This is a genomic window from Brucepastera parasyntrophica, assembly GCF_022376835.1.
Taxonomy (GTDB): domain Bacteria; phylum Spirochaetota; class Spirochaetia; order Treponematales; family Treponemataceae; genus Brucepastera; species Brucepastera parasyntrophica.
On record NZ_CP084606.1, the window covers coordinates 2,382,681 to 2,398,312 of the forward strand.

The window sequence follows — 15,632 nt, forward strand, 5'->3', positions numbered from 1 at the left end:
CATAAAATCCCGACTTGCTCAATGGGAGTTCCACGGTTTGGGCTATGGCCTTTCCTGTTTTTCCGCTTTTTCGGCGGGCGCAAGAATAAAAACCAGGAGGGCAAGAGCATAGGGGAGGCCAAGAATAAGGGTCGCGGGAATATTTCCCGTCCCCTGAAGTACTGTTGTAATATACTCCGCCGATGCGAAGATAAGAACGGCCGGGATACATAAGAGAGGATTTCTGTAACCAAGATATACGGCCGCAAGAGCGGTCCAGCCTCTGCCGGAACTTATGTTCGGCACAAAGGCCCCGAGCCTGAGTGTAAGCGCCGCTCCGGCGCAGGCTGCGAAAAAACCGGCGATACACCAGGAAGCTGTCCTGCAGCGGGAAGGGGATATGCCCCTGATTGTCAAAACATCGGGAGCGGCGCCGGAAATTCTCAGATTCAGGCCAAAGGATGTATACCGGACTATAAAAAAGAGTAAAACGGCCGCGGCAAGGGCCGCGGCGGGCATTGCGGAGGATGAGAAAAAAGGCGTAACGAATGAGGCGGAACGGCCGCTGATTTCAGTCAGGCTGATTACTCCCCGTGTTCCGTATAACATGACTGAAAGCCAGGAAGTGATGCCGGCGGCAAAGAGGTTTATCGACAGCCCGGTAATAAACGGATTGGCGCGGGTTTTTTCGGTAAAAACCGAAACGGCAAAAAGCAGCAGCACTGTGCAGCCCGCTGAAAACAGGAATCCTAGCAGGGGGCTGCCTGTCACCGCTGTTGCCATTATGCATAAAAAGCCGGCAAGGGTTATAGTCCCGTCCATAAAAACAGCCAGGACTCCTGCGTATTCCGAGCAGAGCGCCCCGAGGGTTGCAAAAAGAAGCGGCGCCGAAATCGTCAGAATCGAGAAAAAAGCTTCGTTCATGTTTTTTTCTCCGGCCGCAGGGCCTGTCTGCTGCGTAAAAACGGGACAATCTGCATGGTGATAAAAAGGAAAATAAATGCCTGTATAAGCGAGGCCGCGTCAAAGCTGAATTGTGTTGAAAGCATTGCGGTTTCGGAGGCAGTTTCAAACCATGTGTACAGAAACGCCGCCGGAATGACCGCAAGAAGGTTCTTTTTTGCGATAAGCGCAATCGCAAGCGCCGCCCATCCCATCCCCGCGGAAAAACCCTGATGACAGGTATACCAGGTTCCTGTAACCGCAAAAAAACCGGTAAGGCCGTGAAAGAGTCCTGACAGAGTCATTCCCGCAACGGTAACGCGGCCGACAGGCAAGCCGGTAAAGCGCGCGAATTCCGGAGCCTGTCCGCTGATCCGGTAACGGTACCCGGGGCCTGTTTTTTTCAGAAAAAGCCATGCAAGAACAGTCAGTAAAACGGCTATAAAAAAGATATATTAAAATAGGAAGGATTAAGAAAAGGCGGAATGCGGAAATTTTCAGGAATAAACCGGGTCGCGAGCAGATTTTTTCCGCTGTCCCGGAGCGGGCCGCCGACCAGATAATCGACAACCGGAACAAGCGCGGCTGACAGCAGGAAAGAGGAAAGCAGTTCATTTATTTTCAGCTTTGCCCGTAATATCCCCGGAATAAATCCGAGCGCAGCTCCGGCGGCGCAGGCGCAGATAAGGGCCGGGATAATGCGGTATACCGCTCCTGCTCCCGAATTGTTACCCGGCGTGAGCATTACCGCGGTAACAAGCGCGGGCGCGTAAATTTGAATTTCACCGCCGAGATTAAATGTTCCGGCCTGCAGGGCCAGCGCTGAACCGGCCGCGGCAAAAAGTATTAATCCCATCATGTTCAGCATATTGCCGAGATGCCACCAGGAAGAAAAGGGTTTGATAAAAAAGGCGGACAGTGTAATGCCGGGATTCTTGCCCGAAAATAAAAGAAATACCGTAATGCCGGCAAAACCCGCCGCCAGCGCGATAACTGAAGGAAGATGGCGTTTCATAAGATAGTTCCTTCTCTCATGTAATATACTTCATTAAAAAGGGAAAACCCGTCAGACGCTTCCGGTTCTCCGCTCAATAAAAGAACGCTTACTCCCGAGTCTGCTGCCTGTTTCAGTTTTTCATGGAGAAGTTCCGTTGTGCGGATGTCCAGTCCCCATTCAGGCCGCGAGAGGATAAGAATTTCCGGTCCTGTTTTAAGTTCACGGGCAAGAACAAGACGCTGGATCTGTCCGCCTGATAAAGAACGCAATGGCCGTTCCGGAGACGCAGGGATACGTTCTTCATTGAGGATGTCCTGAACAAAGATTCTGTCTTCCCTGCGGGGAAAATTCCATTTCCCGGAACGGTATACGGTCACTGTTTCAAAAATGGTCAGGCCGGGATTGGTTGCGCGGAAGTATCTGTCTGACGGGACTATGGAAATCCCGTGACCGCGGAGTATTGCCGGAGTTATGTTTCCGGCGTCAAATGATATACTGTTTTTTTCACCGGGTCCTCTTCGTAATCCGATTTTTCCCGACCCTGCGCGTATCATGCCGGAAAGAACGTCTTCCAGGGTTTCGATCCCGCTTCCCGGAAGCCCGACTATTCCCGTTATGCCGCCCGGCCGGACCGTAAAGGAAATATCCGCAAGATGCTGCCGTCCATGAGGCTTTGCGGAAAGTCCTGAGACCGTCAGTTCCGTTCCTTTCTGTGAGGATGCACTGTATGAAAGTTTCGCGGGATTTTCCGGTTCAGCCGGCCGGCGCAGTCCGAGCATATCCGCAAGCTGTTCTTCTGTTATTTCAATTTCGCCGGCGCTATTCCTGACTGGCGAGCTGAAAATAAGGCGGCCCTGTCTGAGTACTGAAATCCTGTCAGACCACCGGAGCGCTTCTTCAATCCGGTGGGTAATGAGGATTATGCCCAGTCCCCGCGCAGCGGCTTCCCGTAATGCCGAAAAAAAATCCTCCCTCTCTTCCCTGGATAATACCGCGGACGGTTCATCAAGAATAAGAAAGGCAGGTTTGCGGAAAAGAGCGGCGAGAAGGGCAGTGCGGAGTCTTCCGGCAGGAGTCAGTGTTCCCGCCGACGCGTGCAGATTAACCGGGATATTCCAGGTTTCCGCAATTTTCCGTATTTCCCTTTCCCGTTTTTTTTTCCGGAGAAAGGGGCCCCGCGATCCCGCGATAATATTTTCCAGTACAGAAATGTTCCGGGCAATATAGGGATTCTGATGGACCATAGCTATTCCCGCGGTAAGAGCGTCGAACGGAGATTCAAACCGGAAAGCCTGATTATTTATGAAGACCGATCCGCCGGTCTGCTGCTGAAGTCCTGAAAGGATATGTACCAGCGTCGACTTTCCCGCCCCGTTTTCTCCGAGAAGGGTATGAATTTCGCCTGCGGAGAAATTCAGTGTTATGCCGTCAAGCGCGACAACATCCTGCGGCCCTCCCTGTTCATCCGGGACTGTGCTGAAGACCTTATAGATGTCGTCGACTTTGATTGTTTGCATATCCGCGTTTTTTGCGCCGCTTATTCGAGGCGAGGGTTTAATACCCGTTGCTCTGAGGCGCTGTTTATAATAACCTATAAAAACGTTAGCTTTTGTAGGTTCCATGGCATTAAACCCGAGACCAATTCCTCGGGAGAGAAAAATACTCCGCTGCTCTGCGGCGGGGTATTTTATTCCGCGGACAGTTCAAGCTCTCCCGAATACAGTCTGTCCATAAGCGCGGCCATTTTTTCACGGATATCCTGAGGAACCGTATTGATATACAGCGGATCATCGGAAATAAAATCGACATATTCGTCCGCGATTCCGACCGTTATGGCCTGTCCCCTGTCCAGCGTTCCGTCAAGCCAGGCAAGGGTCGCATTTTTTGCAAGTTTGTCCTGGCGCATCGCTGCGCTCCCGATAACATAGCCCGGAGCCTTTGAATATCCATTGTCATCAAACCATGTGATATAAAAACCGCTTTCCTTTGCGGCTGTGATAACACCCTGATTGGCCGCCCCTGAAACAGGCATAATAACATCGGATCCTGAACTTTTCATCGAGCGGGCAAGTTCAGCCGCTCTGACCGCGTCGTTCCAGCTGCCGACAATTCTGAAGTCAACCTCAAATCCCGGATCAACTGCCCTCGCGCCTTCCCTGTATGCAGGAAGAATTGTATTGAGCATTACAGGATATTCCTGGGCCGCGATGAGGCCTATTTTCTTTTCCGGATTTGCGTATCGCATTGAACTCATGCTGACAAGGGCAGAAATATATCCGCCAACATAGGCCTGTTCTCTCTGATTGTAACTGAATGTAGTAATATTCGGATTTCCGGTGTACCGGGAATCAAGAATAAGGAACTCCTGCTGCGGAAAACGGGCCGAAGCCGCCGCCGCAATTTCTGGAATTGACGGATTTGACGATACAATCAGATCATAGGAATCCTCGGCGCACAGGGAAATCATTTTCATTTCCCATTCAGCCTGATTAACGCCGGCCTCATAAATTGTAAGGTTTATTTTTTTTCCGTTTTCACGGCCTTCCTGAACGGCTTCAGTAACACCTTCCGTCAGCATTTCATATACCGGGCTTCCCGAAACAATGCCCGGAACAAATACTGCAATCCTGATTTCTTCTCCTGATTTATTTTTTCCTGAGCAGGCAAAAAAACCGAGAGAAAGGATGACTGTCATAAGGAAAAGACAGCGGCGGCAAAAAAAAGATTTCATGATAATTCCTCCGGAATAAGTTGTATCGGAATTCGGGGATGTCATGAAAAAAGAGCGTTCTTCTGATCCAGTGCGGAAAACTGTCCTTCTCTCATCCAGACTTTACTGTCGGTTATGGAATTACGCCATATCTGCAGGTATATTTACCGGACATTTTTAATCCTGTCATTCATATACCGCTCGCGGACTTTAACCGCCGGTAGGGAATTACACCCTGCCCCGAAGTACAAGATAAATGTACTACCGTCATTGATTTCAGTCAATAGACAAGGCTGTTTTCCGTACGGAAAATAAGCCCGCCGGTACGACAGTCCCTTCTGTTAATTTTTCTGAAAAAGTGACTCCGGTAATGAGAAAGATAATTCAGCGTGTGTATGGTTTCTGAAAATCAGGTGTATGCGATACGATAGCTCATCGTATCAGCTATCGTATCGGGAATAGCTGTCAGCCTTTGTCAGGCACCTTTAGCTCTGCCAGTCTCGCGTATACATCGGCGTCATACTGGATTACCAGAAATTTTTCAAGATAAACAGCGGCCTGCGCCGGTTCATTCTTGTGGTACTGATAGATATCCGCAATGAAAAGAAACAGGTACGCCATGTTTTTTTCCTGGTCCGCCAGGTCAAGAAGCGTGACAAGGGCGTCATCGTACTGTTCCCGCTGATAGGCAAGCACCGCGCCCAGATAGCGTATGGACAGCATGTCGCCTGACGCCAGTTCCGCCCGTTTCAAGAAGGTTTCCGTTTTATACCATTCTTTTGTCTGAATGCTCCGCTCGGCCTCGGCTATAAGCTGGTCAGAAGAAAACATATTTATATAGATGATTGTATCATCATCGGTATATACGATATTGTCGAGTCTGATATTTTCATAATTCTGTTTCAGTACCATTATCTGGTAGGCGGTACCCGGTTTAACGCCCTCAATAAAAAAATGACCGTGAATATCACTTGATGCGCTGTATTCACCGTCCAGGTATATATCGGCATTATTTACCGGTTTGTTCTCCCTGTCATAAATCATTCCCGCAAGGGTGGGGACCAGCTTCTTCTGCCGGGAATTGGTCGCGCAGGAGAAAGAAAAGAAAGCGGTAACAAACAGTATGCATATGAATACTCTTTTCATAAAACTTATTCCTTTTTAATACTATATAATGTGCCGCTGATATTGACAATGTAGGCGTCAGGCGAATGCCGGATAATTCTGGTTTCGTTTTCGTCGGTCCCGTCAAGTCTGACCTTATACAGTCTTCCGTTCTGGCCGTCTTTCAAATACAGACGTTCGGTCGCGTTTTCGTCCCGTATAATGCCGAGGAGCTTGATTCTGTTTCCGCCCGGAATAATTTTTTCCTCGGGTTCTGCGGCAGCCGGCTCGGGCGCGGAAGTCTCTTCCGGTACTGCCGGCTGCGGAATCCTGAAAGACCAGGCAAGCGTTTCCGGACTGTATGTTTTTTTTCCGGCATTGAAAGTCCCTTCCTGGGAAAATTCTTCAGCGATAACGGTCCTGGCAGAAGGGCTGTCAGCAGGTTTTTCCGGCAGCCGGAATACTCCGCCGAGTATCACCGGGATCAGTACGGCTGCGGCGCATAACAGGATTTCCGGCACAATCAGTTTATTTCGCATTGCTTATTCTCATATTTATATCTGTAGTTGATGAATCCCTTGATGGTCTGATACTCAGATAGGTTATATATAACTGTTCCGCCTCGGACTCATCCCTGAGAAATCTGAAAAATAAAACAGGACTGCAGCGGAGAATAAATTCCACCGATTCATCGGGATGTTTCCCGCTGATCTGAAACCGTTCAGCCTGTATTCCGTGTTTTGTCAGGGACGCGCGGACCGCAGCTGTTATATCCGTGATATTCTGCGGCCTGCCTGTGTTGCCCGCCGGCTGGGTGTTCCTGAGAACCTCCAGCCTGTTTTCAAGAACGGCAATATGCTGTTCGTCAGCCTGAGGCATTTTTTCAAGCAGGTCCGAATATTGAACAATGGAGTCCCTCGCCCGGATCAGTTTTTCCGATTCTGAAATAAACAGGAACGCAAAGAGAACAATAATACACAGCCAGATAAAAACAGTCGTCAATCTCTTTTCATTTTTTGTCATAGCTGATACTTCCTGAAATAGAGAACTGTTCTCCCCTGATTTTTGAAGGGGACGCCTGATGCAGGGTGATATTTGAAAACGCGGAAGATTCCCTCAGCAGCTGCAGCACTTTCAGCGAATCCGCGCCTTCAGCTTCGATATTAAAGCTGTTTTCCCGTATAACCAGAGACTTGACCCACGCCCCCGAAAGAGCGCCGTGTATTTCCGAAATTATCTCATACATATTATACGCAGGGTTTATTGAGCCGCTTCCGTTCATTTCGGCCAGTCTGTAAATTTCCTGGTCCAGCAGGTCCGCCTTCCGGTTGAGCGCCATCTTCTTTTCATAATATGCTTTTACTTCAGTTAACTGTTTTTCTGTCCGCGAGGTTAAAACCCTGAGCGTAATGTATGACGTACAGAGGACCAGAAGGATAATGACAGCGATTACCAGTTTATGGTTTATCCGATTGTTTTTTTTACGCGCGCTGAAAATTTCGGTCCTGGATAATTTCAGACTGTCCGCCATTTCTTCCAGTTTTAAATAGCTTAATGTTTCTGAAATTCCTTCCAGTTCCATTCCATATTCCCTGCAGCGGTTCTGTTCCGCGGACCGTGAAATAAGCTGTATGGACAGAGGTTCGTTTTCGAATTCCGAACAGAAAGCGGCAAGGACCTGTGCTGTTTTTGATCCTGTAATGTATCCCGACGTGTATTTGACCAGTTCCTGGTCCCTGAACGCGGCCGCCTCGAACCAGTTTTTTGTAAGAAGAAACACAGCCTTTACCGTTCCCGTACTTTTTTCAGCGGCCGCTGTCAGAAAGGCGAGTCCGGAAAGCAGGGGAACGTTTTTGGTTTTGTATGTTTCAAGAACCGCGCGTTCAGTAACAAAGACCGCTGTCTGTGAATCCGGGCCGCGTTTGGTTTTATTTACAGTTCTATAATCGAAAACCGTTTCCGCGGGATCGCCGGGATACAGCGTGCGCAGCTGGAAGGTAATGGCGCCCTTATAGTGTGCCTGATTAAGCTCCGGTAAATTGAGGAAATACACATGGACATCCATTGGAGAAACAAGCAGGGCGTCATATCCGGACATATCCGTAATAATGCCGGTACCGGATGCGTCTTTTTTTGAATCAGCAATGGCCAGTTTCATTTTTTATTATACCTCTGTTCAACTATTTGGTATCTGATCTCACCCGACGCGTCTATGCCTTCCTGCGGGAACCGGCAAACTATAGTACTGCTTACTGTGGTTTCATTTTCGATTTTTATTTCCCAAAACCATGTTATACAACCAATATAATAGAAAAGTCTGTTAGTTTTATCAATCCCCAGAATATTGGCCAGGGTTTCCTGGGTTATGCTCCCCTTTTCCCTCAGGGAGAGAATCTCCTGGTATCTGACATTCGGCGATGAAATATTATAATCGGGGTAGGCAATGAGTTCTTTTAAGAGAAAGGGCTCCATAAAATGAACATTCATCAGGGGCTCCGCGTTTATGACAGGAAAAAAATCGTCATAGCTGCCGGCCAGGGTTTCCCTTAACGTATTTCTGTCCACAAGCTGTTGGGTAATGAGCAGGGTCTGAATCTGGTTTCTGAATGATTCGCCGGTATATGAAGAACCGGTAAGCGACTGCGCAAGCTGGCGCGCGGCAAATTCATCTATCAGGTTTATATTGGCCCAGCCGTATGCGGAAAAATACGAAGACAGAATTTTTTCATCAAAAAAAGTCTCATATATAGTCTCCGACAAAGACAGTCCGTTTTCTTCCCTGAACTGCTGCAGGTCGTCCGCCGTTCTTCCGGGAAGAAAAAGATCATGCAGGGAGGTTTTTTCAAAAACATTCTTCCGCACAAAATTGGGATTAAGGCGGTCGGACAGGGGAATAATGGAAATGGAATAACCGTTTTCAGCCGTATCGTTCCAGGCCCACACCGGATCATCCGGGCTGTTTACTTCCGGGGTCTGATCCGTATATAAATCTTCAAGGATTTTTTCCAGAATAAGTCCGATTTCACTTTCCCTGCTGCTGCTCTGGCGGTAACGGTTTTCCATTTTTATAACAGAAGAAATAAAAAAGCCCGCGCCTGCCGCGACCGCGGAAAGGAAAAAAAGGATAATGAGAAAGCTGACCGCCGCCGCGCCGGTTTCAGAATCCTGTTTCATGCTGTTTTTCCTGCGATCGGTATGGACGCGAAGGGACTGACGGTTCTGTATTCTTTTCCCTTCAGCATATAGATTATTTCGAGCCCTGCCGGGGCTCCGTTTTTATTTTCCAGAATGCGTATTTCAATATTTTCAATTCCGGTCAGGAGCGCAAGTTTTGCCGTTTCTCCATTGAATTCAGTCTCAGCATATACCGTATTATTCTCGGTAAAGAAACGGAGGTAAGCGTTTTTGTCTCCCTGGTACCACGGAATGCTTGCGGAGGATCCGGAAGACTCGAACGTTATGTTCCGTTCCCAGTAAGGAATGCGGATTTCCGCTGTCCGTTCGCGGATATATTCATCAGCTTTAAGCAGCGACAGCGCGAGGCGGGCGTTTTCGCGGGCTCTCGTTACCGAATCGGAAATTGAAGCAATTCCCCATAATAAGGACAATCCTATTATGCTTATTATGGCGATTGCCACGAGGACTTCCATAAAGGTAAAACCCTCTTCATTCTTATTCATCGTAAGCGCTTATCCTTTTTTCCGCCCTCGTGTTATTTTCGAGAATAATGGCTTCCGCATTTTCCATGCTCCGTACGGAGAGTTTTGTTACGGAAGAGATGGAGGAAAAAACCACGATTGCCGTGAGTCCTGTTATGAATATAAGCAGGATCGCGTCAAGCAAAACATAGCCGTCATTATTCCCACGAGCCGATGTCCGCATCATTTCCCGTTCCTCCTTCCCTGCCGTCGGCACCCAGGGACCGGATACTGAACGGCAGCCCGTTAGTCCCGGGAACCGTATATACATAGTCATTTCCCCAGGGGTCTTTGGGAACCGGTTTGTTTATATAGGGTCCGTTCCAGAATTGGGGGACAGGTTCATTATTCGGTTTTTCCCATAAAGACCGGAGTCCCTGGTCCTGGGACGGGTAAAAGCCGCAGTCAAGATAATAGGCGTCGAGGGCCATGGAGAATGTTTCGATCTGGCTCCGTACCGAAGCTGTTTTTGCCTTATCAAGATACCGTACCGTCATGAGACCGACGGAGGACGTTAACAGCAGGACAATGCCGATTACAATGATCGTTTCAATAACGGTCCAGCCCCCTTCCGGGTCGGTGTAATGCTTTTTACCGGAGGCCGCGATTTTCTTTTTGCTTTATCCATAACCACCTTCTTTCCTAAAATATATTGCGCCTTTCGGCAGCCTTATAATAATGACCCGTACATTGAAAAAATGGGAACAATTATTCCTATAATAAGAGTGACTAAAAGCACGCCTATTATTACAATCATTCCCGGTTCCACCAATGCGAGAATCCTGGCTGTTTTATTTTCGATTTCATCCTGAAAGTATGAACGTATCTGTGAAAAAATTTTTTCCGTTTTTCCCGCGCGTTCTCCAATGGATATCCACTGACTCATATATGCTGGGAACTCGGAATGTTCGGTAAAGGCCGATGAAAGGGATATTCCCTTCAGGACTTTCTTTTTAACATCAAGGAGCGCCTGCTTATATGCGGTATTTGAAACAACATCGGCCGCTTCCTGGATTGCCGCTTCCACCGATACACCTCCGGCTGAAAGCGTTTCCATTGCGAATGTAAAATTATGTGTTTCCCAGGAAGATATAAAACCGCCGACAAAAGGTATTTTAAGGACGCGTGAATCAATGGCAAGGGCCAGTTTCGCGTTTTTTCTGCTGAGAAGTTTAAGCACCAGTACTGCCGCGCAGGCAAGCAATATAAAAATACCTATTATTGAAAATACGATCTTCATTGTTTCGATGTTGGCGTGGACCTGCTCCGCCGCGTTTCCCCCAAAGCCTGAAAAAATTATTTCCATCCTGGGGATGATAAAAAAAACCAGCCAGATAATCCCGAAAAGCGTAACGGCAAGAATAAACAGGGGATATATGAGCGAGCCGACAATTTTGTCTTTCAGGTTTTTCTGGTTTTTGAGATATGAGCTTAATTGGGGAAAAATGCGTTCCACGGAACCGACCCTGTCTCCCACTTTAACCATGCCCCTGTAAATAGAAGGGAATACATCGGAAGACGCCTGTACGGCCTGGGCAAATGATGAACCCTTGTCAATCAGTTCCATAAGGCGCGACGCGAGCAGACTCGGCTTTGCCTTCTTGTTCATGTTCGCAAGCAGTTCAAGCGCATCCTTGAGCGACAGTCCTGAATCAACCAGCAGTTCCATCATCTCCGTAAATTCCAGAACAGCTTTCCGGGCCTTTCTCCCTTTTTTGGAAGACTCGGGCTCGGTTGCCCGGGTTATGGAAATCAGCATAACGGGCGTTCCGGCAAAAGAGCGCACCGCTTCATTTTCGTCATCCGCGGAAATAACGCGCGTTTCCGTTTTGCCGTTTTCCAGACATACAAGGCAGCGGTAAGAGGGCATCAGTCATCACCTCCGGGAAGTGTTATTTCCCGCTCGATTTCCCTGAGCGTTGTTATACCTTCCGAGGCCTTTCTGAGTCCTTCCTGAAGGAGGGTCGTCATTCCGTTCTGCTGTACATAGGCATTGAGTGAAGATAAATTTTCCCTGCGCATGATGAGTTCTTCCAGGCCGGAATCGTTGCTGAACAGTTCCGCAATAATGGTCCGGCCTGTGTATCCGGTATTATCGCAGGCGCCGCAGCCTCCGGCAGTATACAGTTTTTTCGCTGTCATGCCGGACCGCTTGAATATATTCTGTTCGGCCTCTGAGGGTTTTACAGCTTTCGCACAATGGGGACACAGTTTGCGCACCAGACGCTGGGCCGCGACGCCCTTGAGAACCGAAGCGATAAGATACGGTTCAATTCCCATATTGATAAGACGCGGTATGGCCGAGACACTGTCATTTGTATGAAGCGTCGACAGAACCAGATGCCCTGTCAGGGCCGCCCTGACAGCAATTTCCGCTGTTGACGTGTCGCGTATTTCACCTATCATAATTACATTGGGGTCCTGGCGCAGGACCCTCCGCAAAAGAACATCAAACCCGAGTCCGATCTGTTCGTTGATCTGGATCTGATTGACTCCCTCAACAATAAATTCGACCGGGTCTTCAATGGCAATTACTTTCAGCGTATCCGATACAATTTCACCGAGCATGGCGTTCAGCGTAGTTGTTTTTCCGCTTCCGGTCGGCCCTGTCAGCAGGATGAGGCCGTGAGGTATGCGCAGAAGTTTTCTCAGGGTTGTAAGCTGAGGACGGGAAAAACCGAGATTGTCCAGGGTTCCCGCGGCCGCCTTTTTCCCGAGGATACGGAGTACAATGGATTCTCCTCCCGCTACCGGTATGATGGAAACACGGAAGTCGACATTTTCTTCTCCGACCGATACGGTTATTCGTCCGTCCTGGGGCTGTCTGCGTTCAAGGATATTGAGATTTGCCATTATCTTTATCCGCGATGAAATGGCCGGGAACCGGTTTGAGTCAATCGTCCTGATTGTGCGCAATACTCCGTCAATGCGGTATCTGACCCTGGCTTTTTCGGTCCCCGCTTCTATATGGATATCCGAGGCTCCCGACCTGATCCCTTCGATACAGATCGAGTTGACCAGGTTGATGATAGGAGCGTCATTGGCAAGCTTGTCAAGAAGGACGCGCTCATCGGTCCCGATTGCGAGGCCTGTTTTTTCCGCTCGGTCGTCTTCACCAAGTTTCTTTCCGAGATAGGCTGAAAGCTCAACCATATTGATAGAAAGAAAAACAACTTCCTTTTTATGAAAATTACGTATGGTGTTTTTTGTCTGGTCATCGGCTTTTTCAGTCAGGCCGATTTCGACACGGCCCTCATCTTCCCTGAGTTTTATCGCGCCCTTGGCTTCGATAAATTCCAGCGGGTACTGGGCCGGCCCATCGGGCAGCGGATAATACCTTTCCAGCGAAACCGATGCTTCTGCCATTATTTTTTCGCGCCCTGTATAAATGTGCGGTAATACCGTTCAAGCCGGATCGAAACATCCTGGTCTTCATTTTCATCCCGGAGCAGATACGGAACAATATAGATTACGATTTCGGTTTTTTCCTTTGAATCAGTCTGGTCCCTGAACAGGCGTCCGATCAGGGGAATGCTTCCGAGCAGAGGTATTTTCTGGACGTTTTTATTGATATCTTCCTTGATCAGGCCGCTTATTACTATCGGTTTTCCGGATGGGGTGCGGACCTGAGTATTAACAACCCGTTCCGAAGTGGAGGGTATGGTCGTTGTGTCGCTGGATGAATTGTTATTCTGTTTTGAGACGGTCGCGTTTACGGTCATTGTAATCATATCGTCGCCCGAAACCCAGCCGTTCAGTGTCACGATCAAACCTGAAGTTATTTCCCTGGTAACTCCGGTGCGGGTTATCTTTCCCGTATCGTCGTCGACTTCAAGTTCCTGGTAACGGTAGGTATCGGTATTCTGGAATTTGATTTCCTGACCGGAGAGTCCGTTCAGAGTTGTGTCCGCGAAAACCTCGGCGGTGTTTTCCCCAAGCTGAACACTCAGATTTGCCGCGAACTGGTAGCCGAACTGCGACACTACATCAAAGGTGAGCGTCATGATATTTGAAAGATTCCCCATAAAAGCGGTCCTGCTGTCATCGGTCGATTCCGATATCCTAAGTCCCCGGCTGGTTTTTACCTCATTGTTTTTCATATACTGGATTACCAGCAGCTCATAGCGGAGCTGCGGCTTCGGCCGGTCGACCGAGGCCAGTTCCCGTAAAAAGAGCTTTCGCTTGTCTTCCGAACCGGTAAAGAAAATCAGGTTCGGGAAACCTGAATCCGTTATATCATCTTTTGAAATCGAAGGGGCAGGGCTTTTAAAAGCTCTTCGGTTTTTATGTATTTCAGGCGCACGGGATAGCCTTCGTCTTTTTTGTCTATTATATGGAGGTACTGCCTGAGAGCCTGAAGGGTTTCGGCCGAGCCTGTCGCCACAAAGGCGTTTGAATCCGGTATGACTACCGGGGCTATGGGTATGAATTTCTGGGGAATGATGGAAAGGGAATCCTTTACATTCAGGTATTTCAGTTCAAACCTTTCATGGAGGAGACCCACAGCCGGTTTATCAATTCTGATAATAAAATCCCTGAGGGGAGTGACTTCTTCTTCCGTACCGGTCAAAAGCACGGTGTTTGTGTTTTTATCGACCTTCATGACTGTCCCGGAGGCCAGTTCGGCCGGCATAAGCGAAGGCAGTTCCTGGGCGGAAATATGCGTGAGCGGGATAATCTCGGTGTTTTTCAGTTTCCGGATTACGTCCCTCCGCTGCAGCTCTATTATATAGTAGATATCGTTATAAATTACGTAATCCGCGTTTCCCTGTTCAAGAATAATCCGGAGCAGACTGTCAAAGTCGCGGTTTGAAAAGAACAGGTTTTCCAGAAGACTGTCCGTTTTTATAAGGACGGAATATTCCCTTTCAGCTTTTTTAAAAAGTTCGGTCAGGACTTCCTGAAAACGCCCCTTTTCAAGGGAGAGGGAATAGGATTCTCCTGTCCTGGTAATGCTTTCCGCGGATGAAGCCGGAAGGTTTTTAGGATCATCCGGGACGCGTCGCACATAAAAATAGGCGTTATCCTCTTCAAGTTTGTATCCGTTAAGGCGGAGCGTGAAAATATCGAGGACCCTTGCGGGTTCCAGATTTTCTATATCAACGGAAATTTTCAGATTGGGAAGGGGATCATACAGAATGGTTTTGCCGATTGTTCTGGCCAGGTTTTTTATAAGCGTTTCAACCTCAACATCATTGGCCCGTATGCTTATGAGTCCGGCAACCGGATTATAGGCGGTTTCAACCCTCGAAACCCAGATAATATTTCCTTCCCGCCTGTAGGAAAGTTTATAGGTTGAAAGAAACAGTTTAAGCGAGTCCTCAAAGTCCGAATCGGTGAAATAGAAGGAAGCCGTGCCGCTTACCGTATCATCCGGAATAATCGAAGTCCCCGAAATTTCCGCCAGCACCATCAGAATATCGACAATATTCTGGTTCCTGAAATCCATGCTTTTCATCCGCTGGGCATACAGCTGGGAAGAGACACCTATAATAAATACCAGAAAGAAAATTAACCCGCGTTTCACTTTTTCCCCGAAATAATAACATCAATAAATTTACTGAGGATATTTTAGATAATTCCCGATAACCTCCGGCCCGTCAGCAGGACGCTGTTTCCGCCGTAAATTTCATTATACCTGAAGTATGTTATAAAATCCACAAATTTTTCCGCTGTTCCGGCCTTTTTCATATTTTGGAATCCGAAAACGGAAAAGGCTGAAAATCAGTAAAAAGGAGCGAGAACGGACACCAGATGCGCGGCTACAGCCCCGGCCGCGAGAAAGGGCGCGAAGGGGATACGGACCGACCGGTCCTTTTTCAGGAAAACAATGAGAACGACGGCAGCGATAAGGCCGGTAAGGGCCGCGGCAAGAAAGGCCGCCAGTATATAAGGGAATCCGCAGAATAGCCCGACAACAGCCGCGTATTTTACATCACCGAACCCGAGCCCCTTTGTGGTTACCCGTATCAGGAGAAAAAGAATTGCACTGACGGATGATGAAAGCAGGGCCAGGGGAAGATCAGACGGAGCGGTTACACAGTAAACTATCAGCAGCAGAATAAAGCAGGGCAGGGAAAGAATATCCGGAATGCGGTATGAACGGATATCGATTACCGATATGGGTACCGCAAAGGCGAGGAATACACAGAAGGCCGGAGTAAAAACTGCTGTCAGCATATGTGATGATAATAAAACATAT

The 15,632-nt window shown here is 48.3% G+C and carries 18 protein-coding genes and 1 riboswitch; all 18 genes read right to left on the reverse strand.

Annotation, left to right across the window (positions count from 1 at the left end):
- Positions 1-42 precede the first annotated feature (42 nt).
- The 18 genes from K7I13_RS11330 to K7I13_RS11415 all read right to left on the reverse strand — a co-directional run bounded on the left by K7I13_RS11330 (position 43) and on the right by K7I13_RS11415 (position 15,610).
- Positions 43-903: an ABC transporter permease subunit gene (locus K7I13_RS11330; RefSeq protein ID WP_255945744.1), complete on the reverse strand. Its 861-nt coding sequence runs from the start codon at positions 901-903 to the stop codon at positions 43-45.
- Positions 900-1,373 carry an ABC transporter permease subunit gene (locus tag K7I13_RS11335; protein ID WP_369413756.1) on the reverse strand — a complete coding sequence of 158 codons (474 nt, stop codon included), beginning with the start codon at positions 1,371-1,373 and terminating at the stop codon, positions 900-902. Before K7I13_RS11335 ends, K7I13_RS11330 begins: the two co-directional genes overlap by 4 nt.
- Entirely contained in the window at positions 1,361-1,936 is a 576-nt protein-coding gene (locus K7I13_RS11340; RefSeq protein ID WP_255945746.1) for an ABC transporter permease subunit, read from the reverse strand. The genes K7I13_RS11335 and K7I13_RS11340 overlap by 13 nt, the downstream gene beginning before the upstream one ends.
- Complete coding sequence (locus K7I13_RS11345) at positions 1,933-3,435, reverse strand: ATP-binding cassette domain-containing protein (protein ID WP_255945748.1); 1,503 nt, start codon at positions 3,433-3,435, stop codon at positions 1,933-1,935. The genes K7I13_RS11340 and K7I13_RS11345 overlap by 4 nt, the downstream gene beginning before the upstream one ends.
- Positions 3,436-3,605: 170 nt before the next feature.
- A complete protein-coding gene (locus K7I13_RS11350) occupies positions 3,606-4,649 on the reverse strand; it encodes a BMP family ABC transporter substrate-binding protein (protein WP_255945751.1) in 1,044 nt (347 codons plus the stop codon).
- Between the two features lie 79 nt (positions 4,650-4,728).
- A riboswitch (FMN riboswitch) is annotated at positions 4,729-4,880 on the reverse strand.
- 213 nt (positions 4,881-5,093) lie between these two features.
- A complete protein-coding gene (locus tag K7I13_RS11355; RefSeq protein ID WP_255945753.1) occupies positions 5,094-5,774 on the reverse strand; it encodes a carboxypeptidase regulatory-like domain-containing protein in 681 nt (226 codons plus the stop codon).
- A 5-nt stretch (positions 5,775-5,779) separates the two neighbouring features.
- Entirely contained in the window at positions 5,780-6,271 is a 492-nt protein-coding gene (locus K7I13_RS11360) for a hypothetical protein (protein WP_255945755.1), read from the reverse strand.
- Positions 6,261-6,755: a type II secretion system protein M gene (locus tag K7I13_RS11365; protein WP_255945757.1), complete on the reverse strand. Its 495-nt coding sequence runs from the start codon at positions 6,753-6,755 to the stop codon at positions 6,261-6,263. The genes K7I13_RS11360 and K7I13_RS11365 overlap by 11 nt, the downstream gene beginning before the upstream one ends.
- Positions 6,742-7,890 carry a PilN family protein gene (locus K7I13_RS11370; RefSeq protein WP_255945759.1) on the reverse strand — a complete coding sequence of 383 codons (1,149 nt, stop codon included), beginning with the start codon at positions 7,888-7,890 and terminating at the stop codon, positions 6,742-6,744. The genes K7I13_RS11365 and K7I13_RS11370 overlap by 14 nt, the downstream gene beginning before the upstream one ends.
- Positions 7,887-8,906, reverse strand: coding sequence for a hypothetical protein (locus tag K7I13_RS11375; RefSeq protein ID WP_255945761.1), 1,020 nt, complete (start codon positions 8,904-8,906; stop codon positions 7,887-7,889). The genes K7I13_RS11370 and K7I13_RS11375 overlap by 4 nt, the downstream gene beginning before the upstream one ends.
- Positions 8,903-9,412: a PulJ/GspJ family protein gene (locus K7I13_RS11380; protein WP_255945763.1), complete on the reverse strand. Its 510-nt coding sequence runs from the start codon at positions 9,410-9,412 to the stop codon at positions 8,903-8,905. Before K7I13_RS11380 ends, K7I13_RS11375 begins: the two co-directional genes overlap by 4 nt.
- Positions 9,405-9,617: a hypothetical protein gene (locus K7I13_RS11385; RefSeq protein WP_255945765.1), complete on the reverse strand. Its 213-nt coding sequence runs from the start codon at positions 9,615-9,617 to the stop codon at positions 9,405-9,407. Before K7I13_RS11385 ends, K7I13_RS11380 begins: the two co-directional genes overlap by 8 nt.
- Positions 9,589-10,038, reverse strand: coding sequence for a type II secretion system major pseudopilin GspG (gspG, locus tag K7I13_RS11390; protein ID WP_255949308.1), 450 nt, complete (start codon positions 10,036-10,038; stop codon positions 9,589-9,591). Before gspG ends, K7I13_RS11385 begins: the two co-directional genes overlap by 29 nt.
- A 62-nt stretch (positions 10,039-10,100) precedes the next feature.
- Complete coding sequence (locus K7I13_RS11395) at positions 10,101-11,300, reverse strand: type II secretion system F family protein (RefSeq protein WP_255945767.1); 1,200 nt, start codon at positions 11,298-11,300, stop codon at positions 10,101-10,103.
- Positions 11,300-12,796, reverse strand: coding sequence for a GspE/PulE family protein (locus K7I13_RS11400; RefSeq protein ID WP_255945769.1), 1,497 nt, complete (start codon positions 12,794-12,796; stop codon positions 11,300-11,302). Before K7I13_RS11400 ends, K7I13_RS11395 begins: the two co-directional genes overlap by 1 nt.
- Entirely contained in the window at positions 12,796-13,530 is a 735-nt protein-coding gene (locus K7I13_RS11405) for a type II secretion system protein GspD (RefSeq protein ID WP_255945771.1), read from the reverse strand. Before K7I13_RS11405 ends, K7I13_RS11400 begins: the two co-directional genes overlap by 1 nt.
- Positions 13,531-13,661: 131 nt before the next feature.
- Positions 13,662-14,957: a hypothetical protein gene (locus tag K7I13_RS11410; protein WP_255945773.1), complete on the reverse strand. Its 1,296-nt coding sequence runs from the start codon at positions 14,955-14,957 to the stop codon at positions 13,662-13,664.
- Between the two features lie 197 nt (positions 14,958-15,154).
- A complete protein-coding gene (locus K7I13_RS11415; RefSeq protein ID WP_255945775.1) occupies positions 15,155-15,610 on the reverse strand; it encodes a prepilin peptidase in 456 nt (151 codons plus the stop codon).
- Between the last annotated feature and the right edge of the window lie 22 nt (positions 15,611-15,632).

Excerpts from the sequence above, each read along its gene's own strand:
- K7I13_RS11415 (WP_255945775.1), bottom strand. The coding sequence starts at position 15,610 with ATGCTGACAGCAGTTTTTACTCCGGCCTTCTGTGTATTCCTCGCCTTT.
- K7I13_RS11355 (WP_255945753.1), bottom strand. The coding sequence starts at position 5,774 with ATGAAAAGAGTATTCATATGCATACTGTTTGTTACCGCTTTCTTTTCT.
- K7I13_RS11370 (WP_255945759.1), bottom strand. The coding sequence starts at position 7,890 with ATGAAACTGGCCATTGCTGATTCAAAAAAAGACGCATCCGGTACCGGC.
- K7I13_RS11340 (WP_255945746.1), bottom strand. The coding sequence starts at position 1,936 with ATGAAACGCCATCTTCCTTCAGTTATCGCGCTGGCGGCGGGTTTTGCC.
- K7I13_RS11380 (WP_255945763.1), bottom strand. The coding sequence starts at position 9,412 with ATGAATAAGAATGAAGAGGGTTTTACCTTTATGGAAGTCCTCGTGGCA.
- K7I13_RS11395 (WP_255945767.1), bottom strand. The coding sequence starts at position 11,300 with ATGCCCTCTTACCGCTGCCTTGTATGTCTGGAAAACGGCAAAACGGAA.
- K7I13_RS11345 (WP_255945748.1), bottom strand. The coding sequence starts at position 3,435 with ATGCAAACAATCAAAGTCGACGACATCTATAAGGTCTTCAGCACAGTC.
- K7I13_RS11400 (WP_255945769.1), bottom strand. The coding sequence starts at position 12,796 with ATGGCAGAAGCATCGGTTTCGCTGGAAAGGTATTATCCGCTGCCCGAT.
- K7I13_RS11350 (WP_255945751.1), bottom strand. The coding sequence starts at position 4,649 with ATGAAATCTTTTTTTTGCCGCCGCTGTCTTTTCCTTATGACAGTCATC.
- K7I13_RS11385 (WP_255945765.1), bottom strand. The coding sequence starts at position 9,617 with ATGATGCGGACATCGGCTCGTGGGAATAATGACGGCTATGTTTTGCTT.
- K7I13_RS11365 (WP_255945757.1), bottom strand. The coding sequence starts at position 6,755 with ATGACAAAAAATGAAAAGAGATTGACGACTGTTTTTATCTGGCTGTGT.
- K7I13_RS11360 (WP_255945755.1), bottom strand. The coding sequence starts at position 6,271 with ATGCGAAATAAACTGATTGTGCCGGAAATCCTGTTATGCGCCGCAGCC.
- K7I13_RS11405 (WP_255945771.1), bottom strand. The coding sequence starts at position 13,530 with ATGAAAAACAATGAGGTAAAAACCAGCCGGGGACTTAGGATATCGGAA.
- K7I13_RS11375 (WP_255945761.1), bottom strand. The coding sequence starts at position 8,906 with ATGAAACAGGATTCTGAAACCGGCGCGGCGGCGGTCAGCTTTCTCATT.
- K7I13_RS11330 (WP_255945744.1), bottom strand. The coding sequence starts at position 903 with ATGAACGAAGCTTTTTTCTCGATTCTGACGATTTCGGCGCCGCTTCTT.